Origin of the sequence: Parasphingorhabdus sp. (assembly GCF_048267785.1) — a bacterium.
In the GTDB taxonomy this organism is placed as follows: domain Bacteria; phylum Pseudomonadota; class Alphaproteobacteria; order Sphingomonadales; family Sphingomonadaceae; genus Parasphingorhabdus.
In genome coordinates this window covers 105,053-126,076 of sequence record NZ_JBLWWU010000001.1, presented here as the reverse complement: position 1 = coordinate 126,076, position 21,024 = coordinate 105,053, and the positions used below count along the sequence as shown (strand labels likewise).

The 21,024-nt window shown below is 56.0% G+C and carries 16 protein-coding genes and 1 tRNA gene; 4 read left to right on the top strand and 13 right to left on the bottom strand.

Going from position 1 to position 21,024, the window contains the following annotated elements:
• Positions 1-32: 32 nt before the first annotated feature.
• Genes ACN0VD_RS00560 through ACN0VD_RS00520 form a run of 9 tightly spaced genes read right to left on the bottom strand, consistent with a single transcriptional unit; the run spans position 33 to position 8,673 of the window.
• Positions 33-659, bottom strand: coding sequence for a retropepsin-like aspartic protease family protein (locus ACN0VD_RS00560; RefSeq protein ID WP_417590503.1), 627 nt, complete (start codon positions 657-659; stop codon positions 33-35).
• Positions 660-662: 3 nt separating this feature from the next.
• Positions 663-1,433 carry an MBL fold metallo-hydrolase gene (locus ACN0VD_RS00555; protein ID WP_417590501.1) on the bottom strand — a complete coding sequence of 257 codons (771 nt, stop codon included), beginning with the start codon at positions 1,431-1,433 and terminating at the stop codon, positions 663-665.
• A gap of 2 nt (positions 1,434-1,435) precedes the next feature.
• Positions 1,436-2,212: a TatD family hydrolase gene (locus ACN0VD_RS00550; RefSeq protein ID WP_417590499.1), complete on the bottom strand. Its 777-nt coding sequence runs from the start codon at positions 2,210-2,212 to the stop codon at positions 1,436-1,438.
• Position 2,213: 1 nt separating this feature from the next.
• Complete coding sequence (gene metG, locus ACN0VD_RS00545) at positions 2,214-3,767, bottom strand: methionine--tRNA ligase (protein WP_417590497.1); 1,554 nt, start codon at positions 3,765-3,767, stop codon at positions 2,214-2,216.
• A gap of 48 nt (positions 3,768-3,815) precedes the next feature.
• Positions 3,816-4,832, bottom strand: coding sequence for a DNA polymerase III subunit delta' (locus ACN0VD_RS00540; protein ID WP_417590495.1), 1,017 nt, complete (start codon positions 4,830-4,832; stop codon positions 3,816-3,818).
• A gap of 4 nt (positions 4,833-4,836) precedes the next feature.
• The gene (tmk, locus tag ACN0VD_RS00535) at positions 4,837-5,472 is read right to left on the bottom strand and encodes a dTMP kinase (RefSeq protein WP_417590493.1); all 636 of its coding nucleotides are present in this window, start codon (positions 5,470-5,472) and stop codon (positions 4,837-4,839) included.
• Between the two features lie 3 nt (positions 5,473-5,475).
• A complete protein-coding gene (locus ACN0VD_RS00530; RefSeq protein ID WP_417590491.1) occupies positions 5,476-6,618 on the bottom strand; it encodes a D-alanyl-D-alanine carboxypeptidase family protein in 1,143 nt (380 codons plus the stop codon).
• Positions 6,619-6,656: 38 nt separating this feature from the next.
• Positions 6,657-7,661: a septal ring lytic transglycosylase RlpA family protein gene (locus ACN0VD_RS00525; protein ID WP_417590489.1), complete on the bottom strand. Its 1,005-nt coding sequence runs from the start codon at positions 7,659-7,661 to the stop codon at positions 6,657-6,659.
• Positions 7,645-8,673 (bottom strand): lytic murein transglycosylase, encoded by a 1,029-nt coding sequence (locus ACN0VD_RS00520; RefSeq protein WP_417590487.1) that lies wholly within the window; start codon positions 8,671-8,673, stop codon positions 7,645-7,647. Before ACN0VD_RS00520 ends, ACN0VD_RS00525 begins: the two co-directional genes overlap by 17 nt.
• 199 nt (positions 8,674-8,872) lie before the next feature.
• Here ACN0VD_RS00520 and ACN0VD_RS00515 point away from each other — a divergent pair.
• Positions 8,873-8,962 (top strand) — tRNA-Ser (locus ACN0VD_RS00515).
• Between the two features lie 108 nt (positions 8,963-9,070).
• On the opposite strand, the gene ACN0VD_RS00510 is transcribed toward ACN0VD_RS00515, so the two are convergent.
• The 3 genes from ACN0VD_RS00510 to ACN0VD_RS00500 are packed head-to-tail and all read right to left on the bottom strand — an operon-like array spanning position 9,071 to position 14,925.
• Positions 9,071-10,528 carry an efflux transporter outer membrane subunit gene (locus tag ACN0VD_RS00510; protein ID WP_417590485.1) on the bottom strand — a complete coding sequence of 486 codons (1,458 nt, stop codon included), beginning with the start codon at positions 10,526-10,528 and terminating at the stop codon, positions 9,071-9,073.
• Positions 10,525-13,701 carry an efflux RND transporter permease subunit gene (locus ACN0VD_RS00505; RefSeq protein ID WP_417590483.1) on the bottom strand — a complete coding sequence of 1,059 codons (3,177 nt, stop codon included), beginning with the start codon at positions 13,699-13,701 and terminating at the stop codon, positions 10,525-10,527. Before ACN0VD_RS00505 ends, ACN0VD_RS00510 begins: the two co-directional genes overlap by 4 nt.
• Before the next feature lie 3 nt (positions 13,702-13,704).
• Positions 13,705-14,925 (bottom strand): efflux RND transporter periplasmic adaptor subunit, encoded by a 1,221-nt coding sequence (locus ACN0VD_RS00500; RefSeq protein WP_417590481.1) that lies wholly within the window; start codon positions 14,923-14,925, stop codon positions 13,705-13,707.
• 494 nt (positions 14,926-15,419) lie between these two features.
• Between ACN0VD_RS00500 and ACN0VD_RS00495 the strand changes: the two genes are divergently transcribed.
• From ACN0VD_RS00495 to ACN0VD_RS00485, 3 genes are read left to right on the top strand one after another with little or no spacing between them, the layout of a single operon-like run.
• A complete protein-coding gene (locus tag ACN0VD_RS00495) occupies positions 15,420-16,586 on the top strand; it encodes a PepSY-associated TM helix domain-containing protein (protein WP_417590479.1) in 1,167 nt (388 codons plus the stop codon).
• Positions 16,583-16,774: a hypothetical protein gene (locus tag ACN0VD_RS00490; RefSeq protein WP_417590477.1), complete on the top strand. Its 192-nt coding sequence runs from the start codon at positions 16,583-16,585 to the stop codon at positions 16,772-16,774. The genes ACN0VD_RS00495 and ACN0VD_RS00490 overlap by 4 nt, the downstream gene beginning before the upstream one ends.
• Positions 16,775-16,807: 33 nt before the next feature.
• On the top strand, positions 16,808-19,003 hold the full coding sequence (locus ACN0VD_RS00485) for a TonB-dependent receptor (protein WP_417590475.1): 2,196 nt from the start codon (positions 16,808-16,810) through the stop codon (positions 19,001-19,003).
• Between the two features lie 228 nt (positions 19,004-19,231).
• Here the strand turns inward: ACN0VD_RS00485 and ACN0VD_RS00480 are convergent, their stop codons facing one another.
• Positions 19,232-20,815, bottom strand: a complete 1,584-nt coding sequence (locus ACN0VD_RS00480) for a leucyl aminopeptidase (RefSeq protein ID WP_417590473.1) — start codon at positions 20,813-20,815, stop codon at positions 19,232-19,234.
• Between the last annotated feature and the right edge of the window lie 209 nt (positions 20,816-21,024).

Sequence of the window (21,024 nt, the reverse complement as noted above, 5' to 3'; positions counted from 1 at the left end):
TCATTAAGGTTGATAATATATATTATGTTAAATTAAATATCGGTGGGGGGAGAGGTGCCAGGTGGCTCCATTATCATTTCATTGCCCTCAACCCGCCAACTTTTAAGCTTTGACAGAAAATTCATGCCGATGACATTGGAGTCGCCGAATTCTTCCGCGACGACAACTGGCAGATCATGTGCTTCCATTGGTCCAATCTGCAAAGACTGGATTGTACCCCGCTGCGCCGCGACAGATCCGTTCGCCGTACTCAATACCACCGGAAACGGACTGTCGCTGATGTCTACACCGGCGCTTTGTGCGGTCCGCAACGTCATAGCAGTTGTGGTTGCCCCGCTATCGATCAGGAATCGCACGGACTGAGCGTTAACCTTTGCGTCGACCCAGAAATGGCCGTCGGGCGATTGGCGGATTCGCAAACTGTTTCCGACGACGGTCTGTTCATTGGTGCCGGTAACTTCGCCGGATACCCGGTTCCAGACCGCCAGTATTTCATCCTGATAGGAAAAGCCGACGATGAAAACCACGAAGATAGCAATCCATGCCAGCGCCGTCCTGACGATCTCGCCAAATCCTATCCGGCGGGAGAATAAGGCGCTTGCGACAAGCACCAGTGCGCCGATAGCAAACACAAGATTGAGATTTTGGTCCTCGGTCACGAGTCAGATTTCTTTCATCAAACCATCATAGGCAGGCCGGATATGTTCCGGCAATATGCTCACAAGATGGTTATAGTCCATCGACTTGTCCATATGCGTTAACAGGCTGAGTTCCGGTTTCACCGCTTCAATCAATGCCAATGTCATGTCGAGGTGGGCGTGGGTGGGGTGCGGTTTGTCACGCAAGGCGTCGACGACCAGCAGATCGCAACCACTGTATAAAGCCTCCATTTCCGCCGTTACTTCACCAAAATCGGTGGCATAGACGATTGATTTCTCCTGATGCTCAAAGCGCAAGCCTGCAGAGGTTATACCGCCATGCGGCTGATCAACAAAGCGCACCTTGATATCGCCGATCTCGCGATCCCTCTCCAGTGCGATAGCTTTGCAAATTGAAGGGTAATAATCGTGGTCTTGAAAGACATAGGCGAAACGTTCCTTCAAACTGTTCAATGCATATGGCCGGGCATATGCGGCGATTGGTTCGCGGGTTGTCTGGAATATAGAGCGCAAATCGTCGATGCCATGGCAATGGTCTGCATGATCATGGGTCCAGACTACGGCGTCAATCCGGTCGAGATCATTGTCGAGAAACTGGTTGCGCAGGTCGGGCGAAGTATCGACCAAAATCCGAGTGGTTGCGCTTTCCACCAGGATGGAAACACGCGTCCTGCGATTTTTTGGTTCATTCGGGTCGCAATCACCCCAGTCATTGCCGATACGGGGCACGCCAGACGATGTTCCGCATCCCAATATGGTAAGTTTTAAAGCCACATTCAGGGTCGCGCCTTGGTGAACAGCTGGTAGAAATTGGCGCTAGTCCTTTCGCAAAGCTCGCCAAAATCCTCTTGCCGCAATGCAGCGAGAAAGCGGGCAGTGTCGGCAACAAAGGCCGGCTCACCGGTCTTGCCGCGATGCGGAACAGGGGCAAGAAAGGGCGCATCGGTTTCGACGAGCAGTTTGTCGGCAGGCAGTTGGGCCGCGCTTTCCTGCAGGTCCTTCGCATTTTTAAAGGTCACGATCCCGGAAATCGAAATATAGAGCCCCATCGTCAACGCTTTTTGGGCGAAATCATCGCTGGCGGTGAAACAATGGATAACACCGGTATAGGCGCCCTGCTCCATTTCTTCGGCCATGATATCCGCAGTGTCATCTTCGGCATCGCGGGTATGGACGATGATCGGCAATCCGGTTTCGCGCGCCGCATGAATATGGGTGCGAAAGCTTTGCTTCTGACGTTCGCGGTCGCTGTGTTCATAATAATAGTCGAGACCTGTCTCGCCGATGGCGACAACCCGAGGATGCGCGGCTTCGCTTACCAGTTTTGCAAGGTCGATATCGGGATGGGCATCGGCTTCGTGCGGATGGATGCCGATGCTCGCCCAGACATCCGGCTCCCGTTCGGAGGTCGCGACAATATCCCGCCATTCGCTCTCGCGTGTGGAGATATTGAGCATTGCGGTAACTCCGCTTTGCCGGGCGCGATCAAGGACAGCCCCCTGCTCTTCCACGAGGCCCTTATAGTTTAGATGACAGTGGCTATCGACCAGCATTTCAAGCCTCCGCTTCCCCTTTTGGCAATTCCAGTCGCGGGAAAACACCCTGTGGAGCCGGCAGCTCTATTCCCGTCTCGATCGCTGTTGCGAGATGCTCGAAATCGCGCGCATCTTCAGCCTGTGACAAGAGATCGAGAATCTTGTCACAGCTTTCCGGTATCGCCCAGCGCAGCATGATTGCCAGTCTACGGATTGCTTCCGCCGTATAGTAGAGCACCGTATCGGCCCGCGCCGGATCGGTTTTACGTAACGCCCATGGTGCCTGATCGGCAAAATAGGTGTTGGTCGCACTCAACCGCTCGCGGATGGTATCTAGCGCTGCGTCAATCTTGAACAGACCGCCGGTCATTGCCGCCGCGACGTCATCAAAACACTGGTCCAGCTGGTTGAGTAACTCTTGCTCCGCCGTTGTCGCCTCTCCGGGGGAGGGAACCTTTCCGTCGCAATTTTTGGCGATCATTGACAGACTGCGCTGGGCCAGATTGCCGAAATTATTCGCCAGGTCGGCGTTGGTCTTGGTGACAATCGCATCGGCCGAATAAGTCCCGTCCTTGCCGAACACGACATCCGCGAGCAGAAAATAGCGGAGTTGGTCGACACCGAAATGCTCGGCCAGCGCCATCGGATCGACGACATTGCCTACTGATTTAGACATTTTCTCGCCGCGATTGAGCAGGAAGCCATGCCCGAAAATCTGTTTTGGCAGCGGCAGACCGGCACTCATCAGGAAAGCGGGCCAGTAAACCGCGTGGAAACGGACGATATCCTTGCCGATCAGATGCAGGTCCGCCGGCCAATATTTCGCGAACATGCCCTCAGTATCGGGATAGCCAACGCCGGTCATATAGGTGGTCAACGCGTCAACCCAGACATACATGACGTGGCCTGGCGATCCGGGCACCGGAACACCCCAGTCAAAACTGGTCCGCGAAACACTGAGATCCCGCAATCCACCTTCAACGAAGCGCAAGACTTCATTACGACGGCTTTCCGGCTGAATAAATTCGGGATGCTCTTCATAAAGTTTCAGCAACTTGTCCTGATATTTTGACAATTTGAAAAACCATGTTTCCTCGGCGGTCCATTCAACCGGTGTGCCTTGCGGCGAAAGTTTTTCACCCCCCTCGCCCATCACCAGTTCGTCTTCTGCGTAAAAGCCTTCGTCACGGACTGAATACCAGCCTTCATAACGGTCAAGATAGAGGTCGCCACTTGCCTCCATCGCCGTCCACAAAGCCTTGCTGGCATCGTGGTGGGCGGGCTCAGTCGTGCGCCGAAATCCATCATATTGAATATTAAGTTTATCACACATATCTATGAAATAGGAAGACATTTCATCCGCCAGATCGATAGTCGACTTGCCAGCATCGCGCGCTGTCTGGACCATTTTCAGTCCGTGTTCGTCGGTTCCGGTGATCAGACGGACATCGCGGCCAGTCAGCCGGTGAAAGCGTGCGATGGCATCGGCGGCAATTGCCTCATAGGCGTGGCCAATGTGCGGGCGACCATTGGGATAGCTGATCGCGGTGGTAATATAAAAAGGTTTGGACATAACCATCTCTCTTGATGGATTGGCGGCCGTTGTAAACAGCCAAAATCTCTATTTTACGCGTCCAGCCTGAGCAAGCTCGCCCATCAGACTGCCGAGGCGGAAGATGACGGCCTGATTATCCAGCGCTTTCGGTAGCGCAGCGGTAGCCAGATCGCTGGCTTCCCGCCATTTTTCGATGGCCGGTAATGAACAGGACATGTTCGCAGACTTTATCTGCTCGGCGATCAGGCTGGGAGCCCGTTCGAGAAAGGCGCGATAGCGCGGGGTTGCGGCCTTCAGCGACAGTTTCCGTGCGAGATCGCTCTTCAGTCTATTGTCGCGGTCACCGGTTTTGATGATTTCGCGGGCAATTCCTTCCAGTTCTGCCAGCCCAGCCTCGATATATTGCAAAGCGCGACCCGGCGAGCCCTCGCCGGCAACCACAAGGGCGTCGATATCGGCGTCGGTCAATGTGGCCCCGGCATTCTTTAAAATAATCCGCATGTCGGCATCGCTGAGCGGGTCAAATCGCAGCATCTGGCACCGCGAACGGATGGTTGGCAGCAGCCGGTCAGGCATATGGCTGATCAGGAAGAATATCGTATTTTTTGGCGGTTCCTCAAGATTTTTAAGAATCGCATTGCCCCCTGCCCGTTCGAGATCATCGGCTGCGTCGATAACCACAACCCGATACTCGGAAATGGAGGCCTGATTCTGGAACAGCGGCTGCAACGCGCGTATCTGGTCGACCTTGATATTGCGCGCCAACTCGTGCTCTTCCAGCGAATCAAGCCCGTTGTCCCTCGCCTTTTTCTCTTCCTTGTCGCCTTTGGCCCCACGGCGGAGCAAGCGAAAATCAGGATGGGATCCCGCAGCAAGAAGATGCCCGGCCTCATCATCCTGAATATGGGAAAAATCCGTAGGCCGATTGCGGGAATTGAGAAGGAAATGAGCGGCTTGCTGCGCAAAGCCAGCCTTGCCCAGGCCCTTGTCTCCGGCCAAAATCCAGGCATGGTGGAGCTTGTTGTTGGCAAGCGACTGACAGAATGTCTGCCGGACCTTATCGTGACCCAGAAATGACGTCATGACATCATACCATCAAATCACTCATATTCTTCATGAGGGTTTCGGTAACGACATTCGGTGCCTGTGCGGCATCGATCAGTTTGATCCGTTCACGAGAATTCGCCGCCATTTTACGAAAATTTGTCATCACGGCGCGATGATATTCGCTATTTCGGCGTCCGATACGGTCGCTGCCGCCGCGATCTCTGGCCGCCGCTCTTTTAGCCGACACTTCTTCGGGGACATCGAGAATGAACGTACGGTCGGGCATTAGATTGCCGCTTCCGATCCGGTGCAGATCGAGAATGTCGTCGTCGGTTAGTTCCCCGTTCACCGTCTGATAGGCGCGGTTGCTATCGACAAAGCGGTCGCTGATCACCCATTCTCCCCGAGCCAGTGCGGGCCGGATCAATTTTGCGCAATGCTCGGCGCGCGATGCAGCGAACAGCAGGGCCTCTGTGCGAATATGCCATTTTTCCTCGGCACCGCTCAAAAGCAGATCGCGGATGATTTCCGCACTCGTCGTACCCCCTGGCTCCCGTGTCAATGTGACTGCAAAGCCTTTTGATTCAAGAGCGAAGGCCAGTGCCTTTGCCTGAGTAGACTTTCCAGCCCCCTCGCCGCCTTCAAGGCTGATAAAACGACCGACCCCCCTGCCCATAGTTTACCCCATTCCTACTAGTGATTTGAATCCTGCCCAGACGCGATCGAAAAACCCGGCTTCGCCGACATCTTCTCCGGCGACCAGCGGGACTGACTGCTGGCCGGCATCGGCTATCGTAACGATCAGGGTGGCAACAGCCTGGCCCTTGGCAATCGGTGCCTTGATCGGGCCGTCATAGGTGACTTTCATCGCCATCTCGCCGTCAGAACCCTTCGGCAGGGTGGCAAAGATATCCTTTTCCGCGACCAGAGATACGCTGGAACTGTCGCCCAGCTGTACTTCGGCCGTCTGGACTTTCGTGCCCTTGTCGAAAAGTTTCTTCGGTTCCCAGGCGTTGAAGCCCCAGTTCATGAATTTAACCGATTCCTCTACACGCCCGCCATAGCTGTCGAGCCCGGCGAGGACCGATATCAGGCGCCTGCCTTTCTGTTCGGCGGAACCGGTGAAGCCATATCCCGCTTCTTCGGTATGACCGGTCTTCAATCCGTCAGATCCGGCCACTTTCCCCATCAGCGGGTTGCGGTTGCTTTGGGTGATGCCGTTCCACGAAAACTCGTCCTGGCCGTAGAACGCATCATATAATTTGGGGAAATTATTGACCGTTGCAGAGCCGAGTTTTGCAAGGTCCCGTGCCGTAACTTTGGTCCGGCCTTCATCGGGCCAGCCGTTGCTGTTGCCGAATTGACTCTTCGACATGCCCAGTTCCTTCGCCCGCTTGTTCATCAGTCCGACAAAAGCCTCTTCCGAACCGGCAATGCCTTCTGCGAGAACGACACAGGCGTCGTTGCCCGACAGGGTCACGATTCCATGCAGCAAATCGCTCACGCTAACCTGATCGCCCACGCCCAGAAACATCGTGGAACCCTGATTGTTCCACTTTTTCCAGGTTTCTTCATTAACGCGAAACTTGTCATCCAGCTTGAGCTTGCCTTTGTTGATCAGATCGAATGCTACATATACGGTCATCATCTTGGCCATTGAAGCCGGGGGGATTTGTTTATCTGCATTTTTTTCGTACAGGACCGCGCCCGAGGACAGATCCGTCATATAGGCAATGGGTGCCTCGGTCTCAAAACCGGGTGCAGCAACAACGATTGATGACAGCGCGATAAGTGGCAAAGATGCCAGAAGATATTTTTTCATTTAGACAGGATTCCTGATCAATATTCAGCGACCGACAGCTATTTGTCCGCGCGCAAGACTCGTGCTCCGCTATAACCCCGCTGCTGTGCCTGTGCGAGTCCGACCTGCGCATCTTTCTCGCTCGAATAAGGTCCGTATCGCACCCGCCATATCGACCGCGTTCCGTCAGACATGACTTTGGCACCGATTTTTGTGGCTAGGGCGTCCGCGCGCGCTTTGCTGCTGAACGCAGCGACTTGCACGACATAGGATCCCGGCAAGCCGCCGACATAATTGTTGCCAACACTATTTTCAACGGGACCCGGACGCCCGCCGCCTTCGATGATGAATCGGCCGTCCCGATTTGTTGCTGTCTGTGGAGGCGTCGACGTGGGACTAGTCGTCGGTACAGAAGCTGACGCGGCTGCTTGTCGAACCGGTGTGACCGGGGTTGGGAGCTTGGCCAGGTTTTTCCGCAATATCGATAGAAGCGAATCGGGCGTAGGGATACGTTCCTTCGCGGCCCCGCCTGCGCGCAGCACTGCACGCTCCTGTTCATTGGGATTGACCTTGCGGACCCGAACCCCGGCGGTCCCCTGTTGATCGATACCCAGTTGCTTTGCGGCGCCGTGGGACAGGTCGATGAGCCGATCATTGGCAAAAGGTCCGCGATCATTGACCCGAACCAATATTGTCCGCCCTGTATCAAGAGCCGTAACCTCGACGTAGGTAGGGAGCGGAAGTGTCTTGTGGGCTGCCGAAATTCCCTGTGGGTTGAACGCTTCGCCATTGGCGGTCTGGTTACCGGAAAGCTCTTCGCCATACCAGCTGGCATAGCCGACTTCATCGTAGCTCGCGACTTCTTCTGGCGTATAGGTTTTGCCGCCGACCTGATATGGTTCGCCGATCTTTTGCGGATAATCGGCAACCGCTCCACCGATCTGACCCGCGCCGCCCGGAGCGGGCACGCCCTCCGGGAAATTTCCAAAATCGCGAGATCCGCTGCAACTGGCCAATGCCAAAGTCGCAGACGACAATATCCCAAATTTAACTGCGTATTTCATCCGCTAATAACCCCACTGCTAGCCCGTAAAAATTTGAACAATTATAATCCAGAATGACGCGGTAATTGCCGGTCAACAAATAGGCCCTGTTGCCGCGCCCATCGGGTTCGAGCAAGGTCGCCATGATATTGTCGTCAAGACGATGTCCGGTCGCCGGTGTGACGCCCAGCGCCCGCCATTCAGCCATGCTTTTCCACTGGCTGTGACGATTGAACACGCGCGGACAGCGGGTCGGCACAATCTTGCTTTCGATCGCCGCTCGATCCAGCGAAGACGGAACATTGACAGCAATGCCCCACGGTTCGCCCCTGCGCCAGCCTGCATTGACAAAATAATTGGCAATCGAGGCGACCGCGTCATATTCGTTGTTCCAGATATCAGCATAGCCATCGCCGCTGCCATCCTTGGCCAGTCGCAAATAGACCGAGGGCAGAAATTGCGGCATGCCCATGGCTCCGGCCCAGCTTCCCTTAAGAGCGGATTGAGGGACGCCGTTGTCGATAAGTGTCAGTACAGCGAGCAGTTCGGGTTCAAAAAGGCTACGCCGCCGGCCTTCATAAGCCAGGGTTGCCAGCGAGCGAGGAATATTGAAGTCGCCCATGTAGGAACCATAGTTTGTTTCTTTGCCATAAATTGCCATGATGATCGGCCCCGGCACGCCGGTTTCGCGTTCGACATCAATCAGTTTGGTCATCAGCCGGCGATAGGCCGCCTTCCCGTTCGCGATCCTCTGGCTGGTGATATGTCGCCGCTGATAGGGTGCAAAGGGCGGGATCGCACTGTTGAAACTGCCACCGGGCTGCGACTGGTCGAGTTCGATCACCCGCGGATTATAGGTCAGCCCTGGCAAGACCTGATCCAGCGTTTCGGCGCGGACCCCTTCAAGCAAGGATTTCTGCCGGACTTCCTGCAGGTAGGATTCAAAGCTGGAATTGCTGCTTTGAGCTTTGGCGTCTTCCATCGGTGGTGCAACGCTGATACTCAAAAGTGCGATGGCGGTCATGATACGCATGAATACTTCCTTTTTGTCAGGTCGTTGTCGCACAAAGCCCGTGCGAGGGGAATCCCTAAATATCTCACAGACGCAACCGCTCGCCGCGAAACCCCAATTCCGGCCTGATTTCGATTCCTTATACGGTCGCTTGCAAAATGTTTTGCGCTTTTGAATCGAGAACGCTAGGACGCGTGCGACCCGGCCCTATCGGTTGTGCGGACAGGTGGCAGAGTGGTCGAATGCAGCGGTCTTGAAAACCGCCGAGGGTGCAAGCTCTCCGTGGGTTCGAATCCCACCCTGTCCGCCACTCATCATTGTTTAATTATGTCAGTTCGACAAAACAGCGGAAAAGTTGCATATCAAGTTCGTTCAATAGAAGACTGCAATAAATTTACGATCTTCTTGAACCACAGAACTATTCTCGATCCCATTTTTTGTTGATTATTTCTGGCGGATTTTGCCATCCACCGCCCAGAGCCTTGAATAGACTAATTTGCGCGGCCAAACGGTCGGCGCCGGCAGCAGCAGCGGAAGCACGGGCTTGCGCTCTTTCGCTTTCGGAATCGAGCAGTTGAAACAGACTGTCTGCGCCATAATCATAGCGGAGCCTTGAAATTTTAGCGGCGCTTTCGCTGGCAGCCACCGCCTTGTCGAGGGCATTTTCTCTTTCTATTGCGCCGGTCAAACGTGCCAACGCCTGTTCGGTCTCTTGCAACGCGGTCAACAGGATTTTATCAAATTGTGCCAGCGAACCATCGGCAATCGCTTCCGATTGTTTCACTCTGGCGCGAGCAGCGTTGTTGAACGGGAAATTCCAGCTGATCAACGGCCCGATGGAATAGCCAAAGGAATCATCCTTGAGCAGATCACCGACGTCGGTCGAACCAAGCGATAACCCGCCGAGCAACGTGATTGAAGGATAAAGCTGCGATGTCGTCACCCCTATTTGCGCGACGTCACTTGCAAGTTGGCGTTCAGCCTGACGAACGTCAGGACGTCGGGCGAGGAGATCGCGGCCATTGCCAACCGGAAGAGGTGCTTCGATTCGCGGCAATGCCGCGCATTCCGCGGCTTCACTATCCGCGTTGGCCGGAGGATCGCCGGTCAATACGGCAAGTGCATATAGCGCCGCACGGCGTTCGGATTCAAACTGGGGCACTTGCGCACGCGCCTGCTCCAATAATAAAGTTGCACGATCGACATCGCGGCGATTGGCGCGTCCACCAAGCAAGAGGCGCTGGGTAAGATCGAGTGTCCGTTCCTGTAAAGTGGCAGTGTCTCGCGCCACCACTGCCTGCACGGCAAATGAACATATCAGTGCGTAGGTCCGCGCGGTTTCAGCCACAACAGATACCCGGGTTGCATCCAATATCGCCTGTATCGCTTGGGTATCGGCTCGGGCTGACTCAATCGAACGGCTGACGCCACCGAAAACGTCCACTTCGTAAGACGCATCAAATCCGACCGAAAAGAAATCGACCGTTACTGGACTAAGTCCACCTGATGCAGAATTGGTAGCACCCGTTGCGCTCGAGCTACGCTGACGCGTCGCCGATCCACTGGCAGTTGTTACCGGCAAGCGCCCTGCCCCCGCTTCAACCAGCAATGCGCGCGATCGTTGTAAATTAGCCGAGGAGATACGCAAATCATTGTTATTGCGCAGCGCCTTGTCGATCAATCGGTCGAGCACGGGATCATCAAACAATTGCCACCATTTTTCGGGCAGCTCGGCCAAGACAATATTGGAATTATCCTTCGTTTCGGTCAACGTCAAGGAGCCGTCCGGCAGTGCTGACGGTGGCCGATAATCTGGCCCTACAGTACAAGCCGAAAGCCCCATCACCGCAAGCGCTATTCCAGCGAATTTTCTCACGATCCTGTCTCCTCAGCGGTATCCAGGGGGATTTCAGTTGCAGGTTTTTTCCGGGCTAGTTTATCACCCAACTTTCGCGCGATGACATAAAAGCTCGGCGTGAACAAAAGTCCAAAAAATGTGACACCGAGCATGCCGAAGAACACCGCTACGCCCAGGGCCTGTCGCATTTCCGACCCGGGACCGGATCCGATCACCAGCGGCAATACGCCGAGAATAAAGGCGAAGGAGGTCATCAGGATCGGTCGCAAACGCTGCGCCCCGGCATGACGGGAAGCTTCCAGCAGTTCCATCCCTGCATCTTCGTTCTGCTTGGCAAATTCGACAATCAGGATCGCATTTTTTGCGGCCAGCCCGATCAGCACGACCAGTCCGATCTGGGTGAGAATATTATTGTCCATCCCCATCAGGTTGACCCCCAGTATCGCCGCAAGCAAACACATGGGAACAATCATGATGACTGCCAATGGCAGGACCAGACTCTCATATTGCGCCGCCAAAAGCAGGAAAATGAAGATCACCGCCAGCCCAAAGATGACGGTCCCGGTATTGCCAGCCTGCTTTTGCTGAAAAGCCAGCTCGGTCCATTCAAAATCAAAGCCTTGGGGCATCATTTCTGTCGCCAGTTTCTCCATCGTCTCCAGCGATTCTCCGGTGGAATAGCCGCTAACCGTATCACCCTGCAATTCGGCCGAGGGATAGAGATTGTAGCGCACAACCCGATAGGCACCACTATCATCCTTCAGTGTCATTACCGCATCAAGGGGCACCATCTTGCCCGCCGCCGACCGGGTCTTCAGCCGACCGATATCGCTTACCTGGTCGCGGTGCGCCGCGTCTGCCTGTGCGGTGACACGAAAGGTCCGCCCGAGATAGTTGAAGTCATTGATGAAAGTCGAACCCAGATAGGTGCCGAGAGTCGAGAATATATTCTCGACCGGAACGCCTAGCCGTTCCGCCCGCTCCCGGTCGATATCAGCATAGAGGCGGGGTGTGCGGGTGTTGAAGGTGGTGAATACAGAGGTCAGGCCTTCCTCGCCGTTGGCCGCCATCATCAGACCCATGGTTACCTGTTCCAGGGTTTTCAATCCGGCGCCCCCGCGATCTTCGACGATCATTTTCCAGCCGCCTCCGGTGCCGATTCCGCTCACTGGCGGCGGTGGAATGATAAGCACATTTCCCGCTGTGATGGATGCCATGGCGCCACGTAATTCCTGAGCGACCGCATCTGCATCGACTCTTTCGCCGTGCGGTTTCAGCGGAATGAACATGGTCCCTGCATTGGGTGCGAGTGTGAAGGTCGCCCCGTCTAGCCCGGCAAAGGCAACCGTCGCCTCGACCGATTCGTTGGCGAGCGCGACCTCTTGCGCTTTAGCCAATATTTCATCGGTGCGCTGCAATGATGCTCCGGGCGGCATTTGCACGACAGCGATCAGAAAACCCTGATCCTGTGGAGGGATGAAGCCGGTCGGCGTGTCGTTGAAGCGCCATGCGGTCAGCCCGATCAACACGGCATAAACCACCGAGACGATCAACAGCATGCGCACTGCACGCGAGGTGAACCTGCCGTAACGTTGCGAAAGACTGTCGAAACCGCGGTTGAATCTACGGGAAAAACGCCCAGGAAATCCGCGCCATCCTTCCTCCGGCTCCGCATCCCCTCTTGGTTTCAGCAGCAGCGCGGCAATGGCCGGCGACAGGGTCAGGGAGACAAAGGCAGAAATTATCGTTGCACTGACGATGGTCAGGGCGAATTGTTGGTAAAACTGACCGGATATGCCGGGAATGAACGCAGTCGGGATGAACACACCGGCAAGAACCAGTGCGATGGCAATCAGCGCGCCCGAGACTTCGTCCATTGTTTCATGCGCCGCTTCCAGCGCGCTCAATCCTTTTTCTTCCATCAGCCGTTCGATATTCTCAACTACGACAATTGCATCATCGACGACGATGCCGATCGCCAGCACCATGCCGAACAGTGACAGATTGTTGAGCGAGAAGCCAAAGCCCGCGAGCATCGCGAGCGAACCGATCAGAGACACCGGGATGGCGATGATAGGAATGACCGCTGCGCGCCAGCTTTGCAGAAAAACAAGCACGACGATCGCGACCAATATGATCGCTTCAATCAACGTATCCTGCACCGCCTCGATCGAAGCCTCGATATACTCCGTGGGATTATATGGGATTTCGTAGTTCATTCCCGGCGGAAAGCTTTGCGACGCCCTCTCGAGTTCGGCCTTGACCGCCTCGGCCGTTGAAAGCGCATTTGACCCTGGGAGCTGGGTGATCCCGATGGCGACGGTCGGTCGTCCCTTTAGATAAGCGTTGACGCTATAGTCCTGCGCACCGAGCTCAACCCGGGCGACATCACCCAATCGCGTCAGCCGCCCCTGATCATCCCGTTTGACGATGATCTGTCCAAACTGTTCCGGAGTGGTCAGCCTGCCTTCGGTCTGGATGCTGAGCTGGAAGGCGGTGCCGCCTTCGTTGAATGGCGGTTGACCGATTGAACCGGCCGACACTTGTGCGTTTTGGGCGCGCACCGCGCTGGTAATCTCGTCGACCGTCAGATTGCGTGCCGCAGCACGATCGGGATCGATCCATATCCGCATATTATAGTCACGACCGCCGAATTGCCGTACGCCGCCCACTCCGGGAATCCGCAAAAGCCGGTCTATGACCTGCAACTTCACATAGTTGGACACATATTGCTGCGGTAACGAGTCGTCGCCCGAGTAGAAGGTTGAAACCAGTAGTATATCGGGCGAGTTCTTGAGAACGGTAACACCGATTTGCTGGACTTCGGTCGGCAATCGCGGTTCCGCCGAGGACACCCGGTTCTGCACCAGAACCTGTGCCTGGTCGATATCCACGCCCTGGGCAAAGGTCACCGTGATCGTGAGATTGCCATCGCCAGTCGACGAAGAGGACATATAGATCATGTCCTCGACGCCGTTGATCGACTCCTCCAGCGGTGCTGCCACTGTTTCGGCCAGGGTTTCCGACGTCGCGCCCGGGAAGCTGGCGCTGACCACTACGGTCGGCGGAGCGATTTCGGGATATTGCGCCACAGGCAGGCTGGGATAGGCGACGATCCCGAAAATAACGATCAGGATAGACAGGACCGCTGCGAAGATTGGTCGGTCGATGAAGAAATGGGAAAATTTCATTCCTTACTCCGCCGGCGTTGCTTCGGTGGGGGACGGTGCTTTCGCAGGGATCGATACCGGTGCCGTATTGTCGGAGCGCGGCTTGATCTGGGTCAGCTTGGCCTTGACTTCCATCCCCGGCCGCAGCGCGGCCAGACCGTCGAGTACCACTTTTTCGGTTGGTGCAAGCCCGTCGCGGATGACCCGCAAACCTTCCACCATCGGTCCGACCTCAACGACCCGCTGGGTAACTTTTTTGTCCTTTCCGACAACGTAAAGCAATTTTCGAGTTTGATCGGTAATCAGCGCCTCGTCGGGCACAAGCATCGCTTGATAGGTTCCGGAGCCGAGCAATCGTGCGCGTCCAAACATGCCGGGAACCAGGAATCCATCGGGGTTCTGGACTTCGGCATGGGCCCTGATTGTCCCGGAATCCGGATCAATGGCGGAATCGACGAAAGTCATGCGCCCGCGCCAGTTATAACCGCTGTCGTCGGCCAACTGGATTTCGATCGGATTCTGGGCATAGCGCGACGACCGCCGTTCACCCCGCTGATCCTGGCGAATATATTTGAGGTAAAAGCTTTCGGCCCCCTCGAAGCTGAAATAGATCGGGTTGACCGTGCCAACACGGGTCAGCACGGTCTGCCCCGCGATAACCGTATCGCCCAATGCGACGCGCTTGTCCGATATCCGGCCGCTGATGGGCGAACGGACGGTGGTATAGGATAGTTGCAGCCGTGCGTTATCCAGCCGTGCCTGCGCTGCACTGCGCTGGGCTACGGCGCTGCGATAGGTCGCCTGCTTCTGTTCAAATTCTTCCTTGCTCACTGCCTCATAGGCCAGCAATTCCCTGGCGCGCTCCATCTCGGTGCGGGCGTTGGCAACGGTCGCCTTGCTCTCGTCGAGAGCGGCTCGTGCCTCAGCCACCGAATTACGAAACGTTCTTTGATCAATGACGAACAAGACTTGACCCTTGCTGACCTCGACCCCTTCGCGGAAAGATATTTTCTCGATAGTGCCGTTCACCCTCGGCATGATTTCAACGTCCTGGATCGCTTCGAACCGGCCGATGAATTCGTCCCAGTCAACAACTTCCCGTTGCAGCGGCAAGGCTACCGAAACTATATTTGCAGGTGGCGGCGGCGGTGCTGTCTCGCCACAAGCCGCTACCAGCAGCAGCGCAAACAATCCCAGAACAGGCCGAACGCGCCGGGATAGGTAAACGGGGAATGCGAAAGCCATGGACGATTCCAATGAATGATTATCGGTTTTGAAAACTTGTTCATATTGCGGGTAACCTATGAGATGTTGCAGTGCAACATAGCTGTTGTTTTTGCTATTAAACAATTTCACCACCGTTTCAGAATTTTGAACTTCCGGCGTTTTGAGACGAAAAATGTGCGCAGACACGCCATATAGCGCAGATAGACAGCGTAATTTTGTCGAAATGTTTCTTCCTCTCTGGCTGCAACAGAATATGGGTGACAATCCGATTTGGGGCGGGCTGGCGACCGGCCTGCCGGACCGGATCACAGGACTCGGCATGACAAAAGCGGAACCCTGTTGCGAGCGGTTTGACTACTAAGGAATGGTACCGCTCGGCTCCCCTGTCACACCGTTGGCCAACCGTTGGGGGGAACATACAAAGTTGGATCAGCGCAAAAATTTCATTCTTGCAACCAATGAAACCGATCGATAAAGGCTAATGATAATCGATTGCAACAAGGACTTTTTATTTGACACAAAGAGCGATCCGGCTCTGGTTTCTGGCGCACAAGTGGACCAGCCTGCTCTGCACGGTGTTCCTGTTAATGCTCTGTATGACCGGTCTGCCGCTTATATTTCATGATGAAATTGACCTGCTGACCGAAGAGCAGCCTGAATATGGCATGCCTGATGTGGGTTCGTCCAGCGACGCGGAGGGCCTGCTCCCGCTCGATGAAATGATGCGCCGCGCGCTGGCTCTCCGTCCCGGTGAGGTGCCGGTTTACATGGCCTTCGACAATGAACAGCCATCCATGACCATCACAACGGCCCCGCGACCGAATTCGCCAGGAGCGGAAATGACCATCCAGTCATTTGATCGCTCTACCGGCCAACAAATCGGCGTCGCAGCGGACAGTGATGGTGGTGTGATGCACTTCCTGCTGCAATTGCACACGGATATGTTTCTGGGCTTGCCGGGCATGCTCTTCCTCGCGGTGATCGGAATATTGTTCACCGTTGCCCTGATATCCGGTGTGGTGCTTTACGCGACGTTCATGCGCAAACTCGATTTCGGGACCTTGCGCGTATCGCGCAGCCCCCGTCTCAAATGGCTCGATTATCACAACCTGCTGGGCATTGTCGCGCTGGCCTGGATGCTGGTTGTCGGCCTGACCGGCGTGATCAATGCGCTGTCGACGCCGATCGAGGATATCTGGCAGGCAAATGAACTGGCTGATATGACCATCGAATATGCCGGGCGCGAAGCACTGCCACCGGAGCGTTACGGGTCGCTCGATCATGCCATGGCGCAGGCCCGAGCTGTGCTGCCGGGTAACAACCCGCAATTCATCGCCTTTCCCGGCGGAACCTTCAGCTCGAAACATCATTATGCCGTGTTTTTCCAGGGCGATACGCCGCTGACTGAGCGGTTACTGACTCCCGCCCTGATTGATGCAGAGACCGGGACGTTCACCGATGCCAGGCCGATGCCATGGTATTATCAGGCGCTTTCGCTCTCGCGTCCACTGCACTTCGGCGACTACGGTGGACTGCCTCTCAAACTACTGTGGGCGGTGCTGACGCTGTTCACCATCGTGGTGCTGGCCAGTGGCCTCTATCTCTGGCTGGTGAAAGGCGAGCCCTCTTCGCGGGCGCATCTTCGCAAGCTTGAGCAGATGGCGGTCGCGGCAGAATGATCAAACGCAAACAGCACAGCCTGTCGCTCCGCGCAATCTTCGCATGGCCGGCAGCCATCTTCCTGCTCGGCATTGTCGGCCTGGTGATCGCCCTGACCGGGGATGGCTGGCGCGATGGTCTGTCCTGGCTGGGGCTGGCAGCGCCGATCGCCGCCCTGGTTTGGGCGATGCGGACTCGGCGTAGCTGATAATTCCAGATTATATTTTGAGGGAGTTGAATAATGAATCACAAACCTGCGCGTACCGCGCTTCAGTTCACCGTCAGTGCCACAGCGCTTGCGCTGGCCTTCCCTGCATTCGCTCAGGGACCCCAGGCTGACAAAGACCTGATCATCGTCACCGCGCAGCGGGATAACCAAACCGGCGTGAGCCAAAGCGGCAGCGCCGGTGTGTTGGGCGACAAGCCTGCCGAAGACTTGCCCTTCAGTGTACGCAGTTACAATTCTGCCTTGATCCTCAACCAGCAGCCACAAACGCTCGGTCAAGTGCTCGAGAATGATCCGACCATCCGGACGACGACCGGTTTTGGCATCGCAGGCGAACTGTTCAATATTCGCGGTTTCACGCTTGGCGGTGACGATATCGGTTATGACAGCCTGTACGGTATCATGCCGCGCCAGCTGGCGGCGCCCGAACTCTATGAATCGGTGGAGGTGCTCAATGGCTCCAGTGCGTTCCTCAACGGAGCAGCACCAGGCGGCTCGGGGATTGGCGGTAGCGTCAATCTGATTCCCAAACGCGCCAATGATCGTGACACGACCCGTGCGACTGTAGGATATACAGCATCCGAACATGTCGGCGGCAGCTTCGATATTGGTCGCCGACTGGGCGTCGATGGTGAATGGGGCATCCGCGTCAATGGTGCGGTTCGGAGCGGCGATGTCTCGGTCGACGACGAGTTTCGCAGCACCTATGTGCTGGGTGGTGCAATCGACTATGATTCCGGCCCGCTGCGCCTTTCGCTCGATCTCGCTTACCAGCGGATAAAGGTCGCGCACTTCCGTCCGAAATTGCGGGTATCCGGCGTCAACGTGATCCCCGACGAACCCGACGCCAGCACGAATTTCGGCCAGCCTTGGCAATATACAACGCTTCGCGATATCTTCGGCCAGTTCCGCGCCGAATATGATATTGCGGAGAATGTGATGATATACGCTGCCTTCGGCGCGCGCGACGGATCGGAAGAGGGCGTATACAGCACGCCATTGCTCCTCGATGCGACCACTGGCGATATTTCGGTCACCAGTTCTTATATCCCGCGCACCGACAATAATGAAGCGGCCACTGCGGGGTTGCGCGCCCGGTTCGAGACCGGCGGGATTTCCAACGAGATCAATTTCGGCGGATCGATGAACTGGCTGGTGAACCGGAATGCCTATGAATTTTACACCGTCTCACCCGAGCTTAACAATCTCTACGACCCGATCGAGGTAACGCGGTCTTCGACCGTCTCCTTTGTCGGCGGCAACCTAGATGATCCGTTCCCGATTTCGCGGACCCGCCTGCGGAGCGCGTTTATTTCCGACACGGTCGGTTTCTGGGACGACCGTGTGATGTTCACCGCCGGCGTGCGTCTGCAGGAAATTCGTTCGAAATCCTACTCTGCTTTTACCGAGGCGCTGACAGGTGAATATAAGGAAGATGCCTGGACACCGGTATTTGGCCTGGTGGTCAAGCCGGTCGAGGGGCTGTCGCTCTACGCCAATCGTATCGAATCTCTAGTACAGGGCGCAAGCGCGCCTGTCAGTGGTGCCAACCCCAATGGCGGCGCAGCGCTGCCGGTCAGCAATGCCGGTGAAGTGCTCTCGCCCTACGTATCTGAGCAATATGAGATTGGAGGCAAGCTCGCCCTTGGTCCGATGGACCTGACGCTGGCGCTGTTCCAGATAGATCGGGAAACGGCTATTCTCCGTCTCGATCCGGCGGATTCAACAATGCTGGAATTTGGGCCTTTCGGGATCCAGCGCAATCGGGGGATAGAGTTCACCCTCGCAGGTGAAGTCACCAAGGGTTTGCGCCTGATCGCCGGTGGTTCGGTGATCGACGCCAAATTGCGGCAGACGCAGAACGGCGTCAACGAAGGCAATAACGCGGTGGGCGTCCCGGAATTTCTGCTCAACGCCAATGTCGAATGGGACGTGCCCTTTGTGCCCGCGCTGACGCTGACCGGTCGTGTGGTCCATACCGGCGAGCAGCCTGCCGACATTACCAATACATTGTTCCTTGATGCCTGGACGCGGTTCGATATCGGAGCGCGTTACGTAACGCTGGTGGGCGAAAATCCGCTGACGTTGCGGCTCAGCATCGATAATGTGGCCAACAAGGCCTATTGGGCGTCGGCTTTCGATACGTTCCGCCCGGATCTGGCGCTTGGCGCACCGCGCACGTTCAAGGCGTCTGCTACATTCGATTTCTAAGAGGTCATCGACTCCCGCAGTATGTCCTGCGGGAGTCGCTTAACAATCTGTATTTCTGTCAGCCCACGGCAACCAGACCAACCGTGCTAAAGAGCTTCACTCTGTGTCAGTGCGTGGTTCACTCACCGCACGAAGGCCATCCCTTGCGGTTCCTCTTGCATTCCCCGCCGATTCCGTCCCGACAATCTTCTCGCATAATGGCATAGGGTTTCTATTTGGCATGTATAGCTATTCCGGTTTCCAATCACGAGCGAGTTGATCCAGCAGACGCACACCAAATCCGGACGCGCCTTTGGGCGTCAGCGGTCGTGCGGAACTATACCAATCCACACCGGCAATATCGAGATGCGCCCAAGGCAGCGATTCATCGATAAAATAGCCAATGAAATGCGCGCCGGCGCTGGCACCAGGCGCATCAGTGACGCCCGAATTTTTTACATCAGCAATGTCCGAACGCACGGCTTTCGCGTAGGCTGGATGGAGCGGCAATCTCCATAGATGCTCTCCGCTTTTCTCCCCAGCGTTCATCAACTGGTCTGCCACAGAATCTTCGCGAGCGAACAGTCCGGCATATTGGTCGCCCAATGCCCGGCCGACCGAACCGGTCAGCGTCGCAATATCAACCAGCGCAAATGGTTTGTAGCGATCCGCTACATATTGCACCGCATCGGCCAGCACCAGCCGACCCTCGGCATCGGTACTAAGAATCTCCACCGTCTTGCCGCCATAGGTGCGGACAACATCACCAGGGCGCTGCGCATTGGCACCGGGCATATTTTCGGCCAAGGCTGCGACCGCTACGACATTTACCGGCGCACGGCTTTTGGCCAGGGATAATGTTGCCCCCATCACGGCAGCGGCTCCTGACATATCCGCCTTCATCGCCCACATGCCGGTATTGGATTTCAGTGATATACCGCCCGTATCAAAAGTTATTCCTTTTCCTGCGAGCGCTAGCGGAGGCCCGCTTGCGCCGCGATAGCTGACGATCATCATCCGCGACCCGCGCGGGCTGCCTTGGCCAACGCCAACAATGGCGCCCATATTGAGTTTCCGCATCGCTTCTTCATCAAGAATCTCGATGCTCACGTTTGAGATGCCTGCAAAGGCCGCACGTGTGCGTTCCACGAAACTTTGCGGATAGAGTGCGTTGGCCGGTTCGCTTTGCAGATCGCGGACAAAGCGTACCCCCTCGGCGAGATTCCTGTTTCGACCATTCCAAAGCGTTTGTGCCTCGCTCGCTCCGTTGCCTGCAATCGTCACCTTCTGGCTGGCCGGACGCTTTTCAACGTCATATTGATAACGATCAAACCGGTATTGGCCCAGCGCCAACCCGAGCGCTGCGTCCGCCATTGCTGCGGGATCAGGTGCGCCGACAACGGTCAGCTCAGCCTCCTCCTTCATCAATTTTTGGACGGCGCTGCCTGCGGCTCCTCGCCAGTCAGGACCCCGCTCATCGGGCTGGTCAGCTCCGACAATCATTATCAACGGGCGCTCCCCAATGCCCCTGAGCTTCAGGCTTTGACCCTGGTTTCCTTTAAATCCCTCGGCGGCAAGGGCCGCCTCCACCGCGTTGCGCTCCGCCTCGGAAAGGCCCGCTACATCAGGCAACTCCGCGCTTCGGGTCAGGATGACAAGCGCAGTAGTTGCGGGTATTTGCTCTGTGAACCCGATTGGCCGTTCCTGGCTGTTCCCGGTCGTACTCGCCGGAACGCCCGATCCAATGACCGACTGGGCCTGTACCGGTACGGTCATCGCCAGCAGCGGCAATACGGCAAACAGCGCGAGGCCGTGAGTCTTCATCTTTGTCATATATGATCCTTTGTGGCTGTGGCTTTCAGGTTGGCCAATGTTATAACTTTGCGGCAGAGCAAACCAAGTGGAAATTCGAACGCCCTGGAAAAAGGGGATCATGATCAGTTTTTTACCCGGCAAGATGATGAACAATATTCTGCTTTCAATGACCGCGTCAGGACTGGCTATGTTGCGGCGCCACCGTTACTGCATAGCGGACGTGCAAT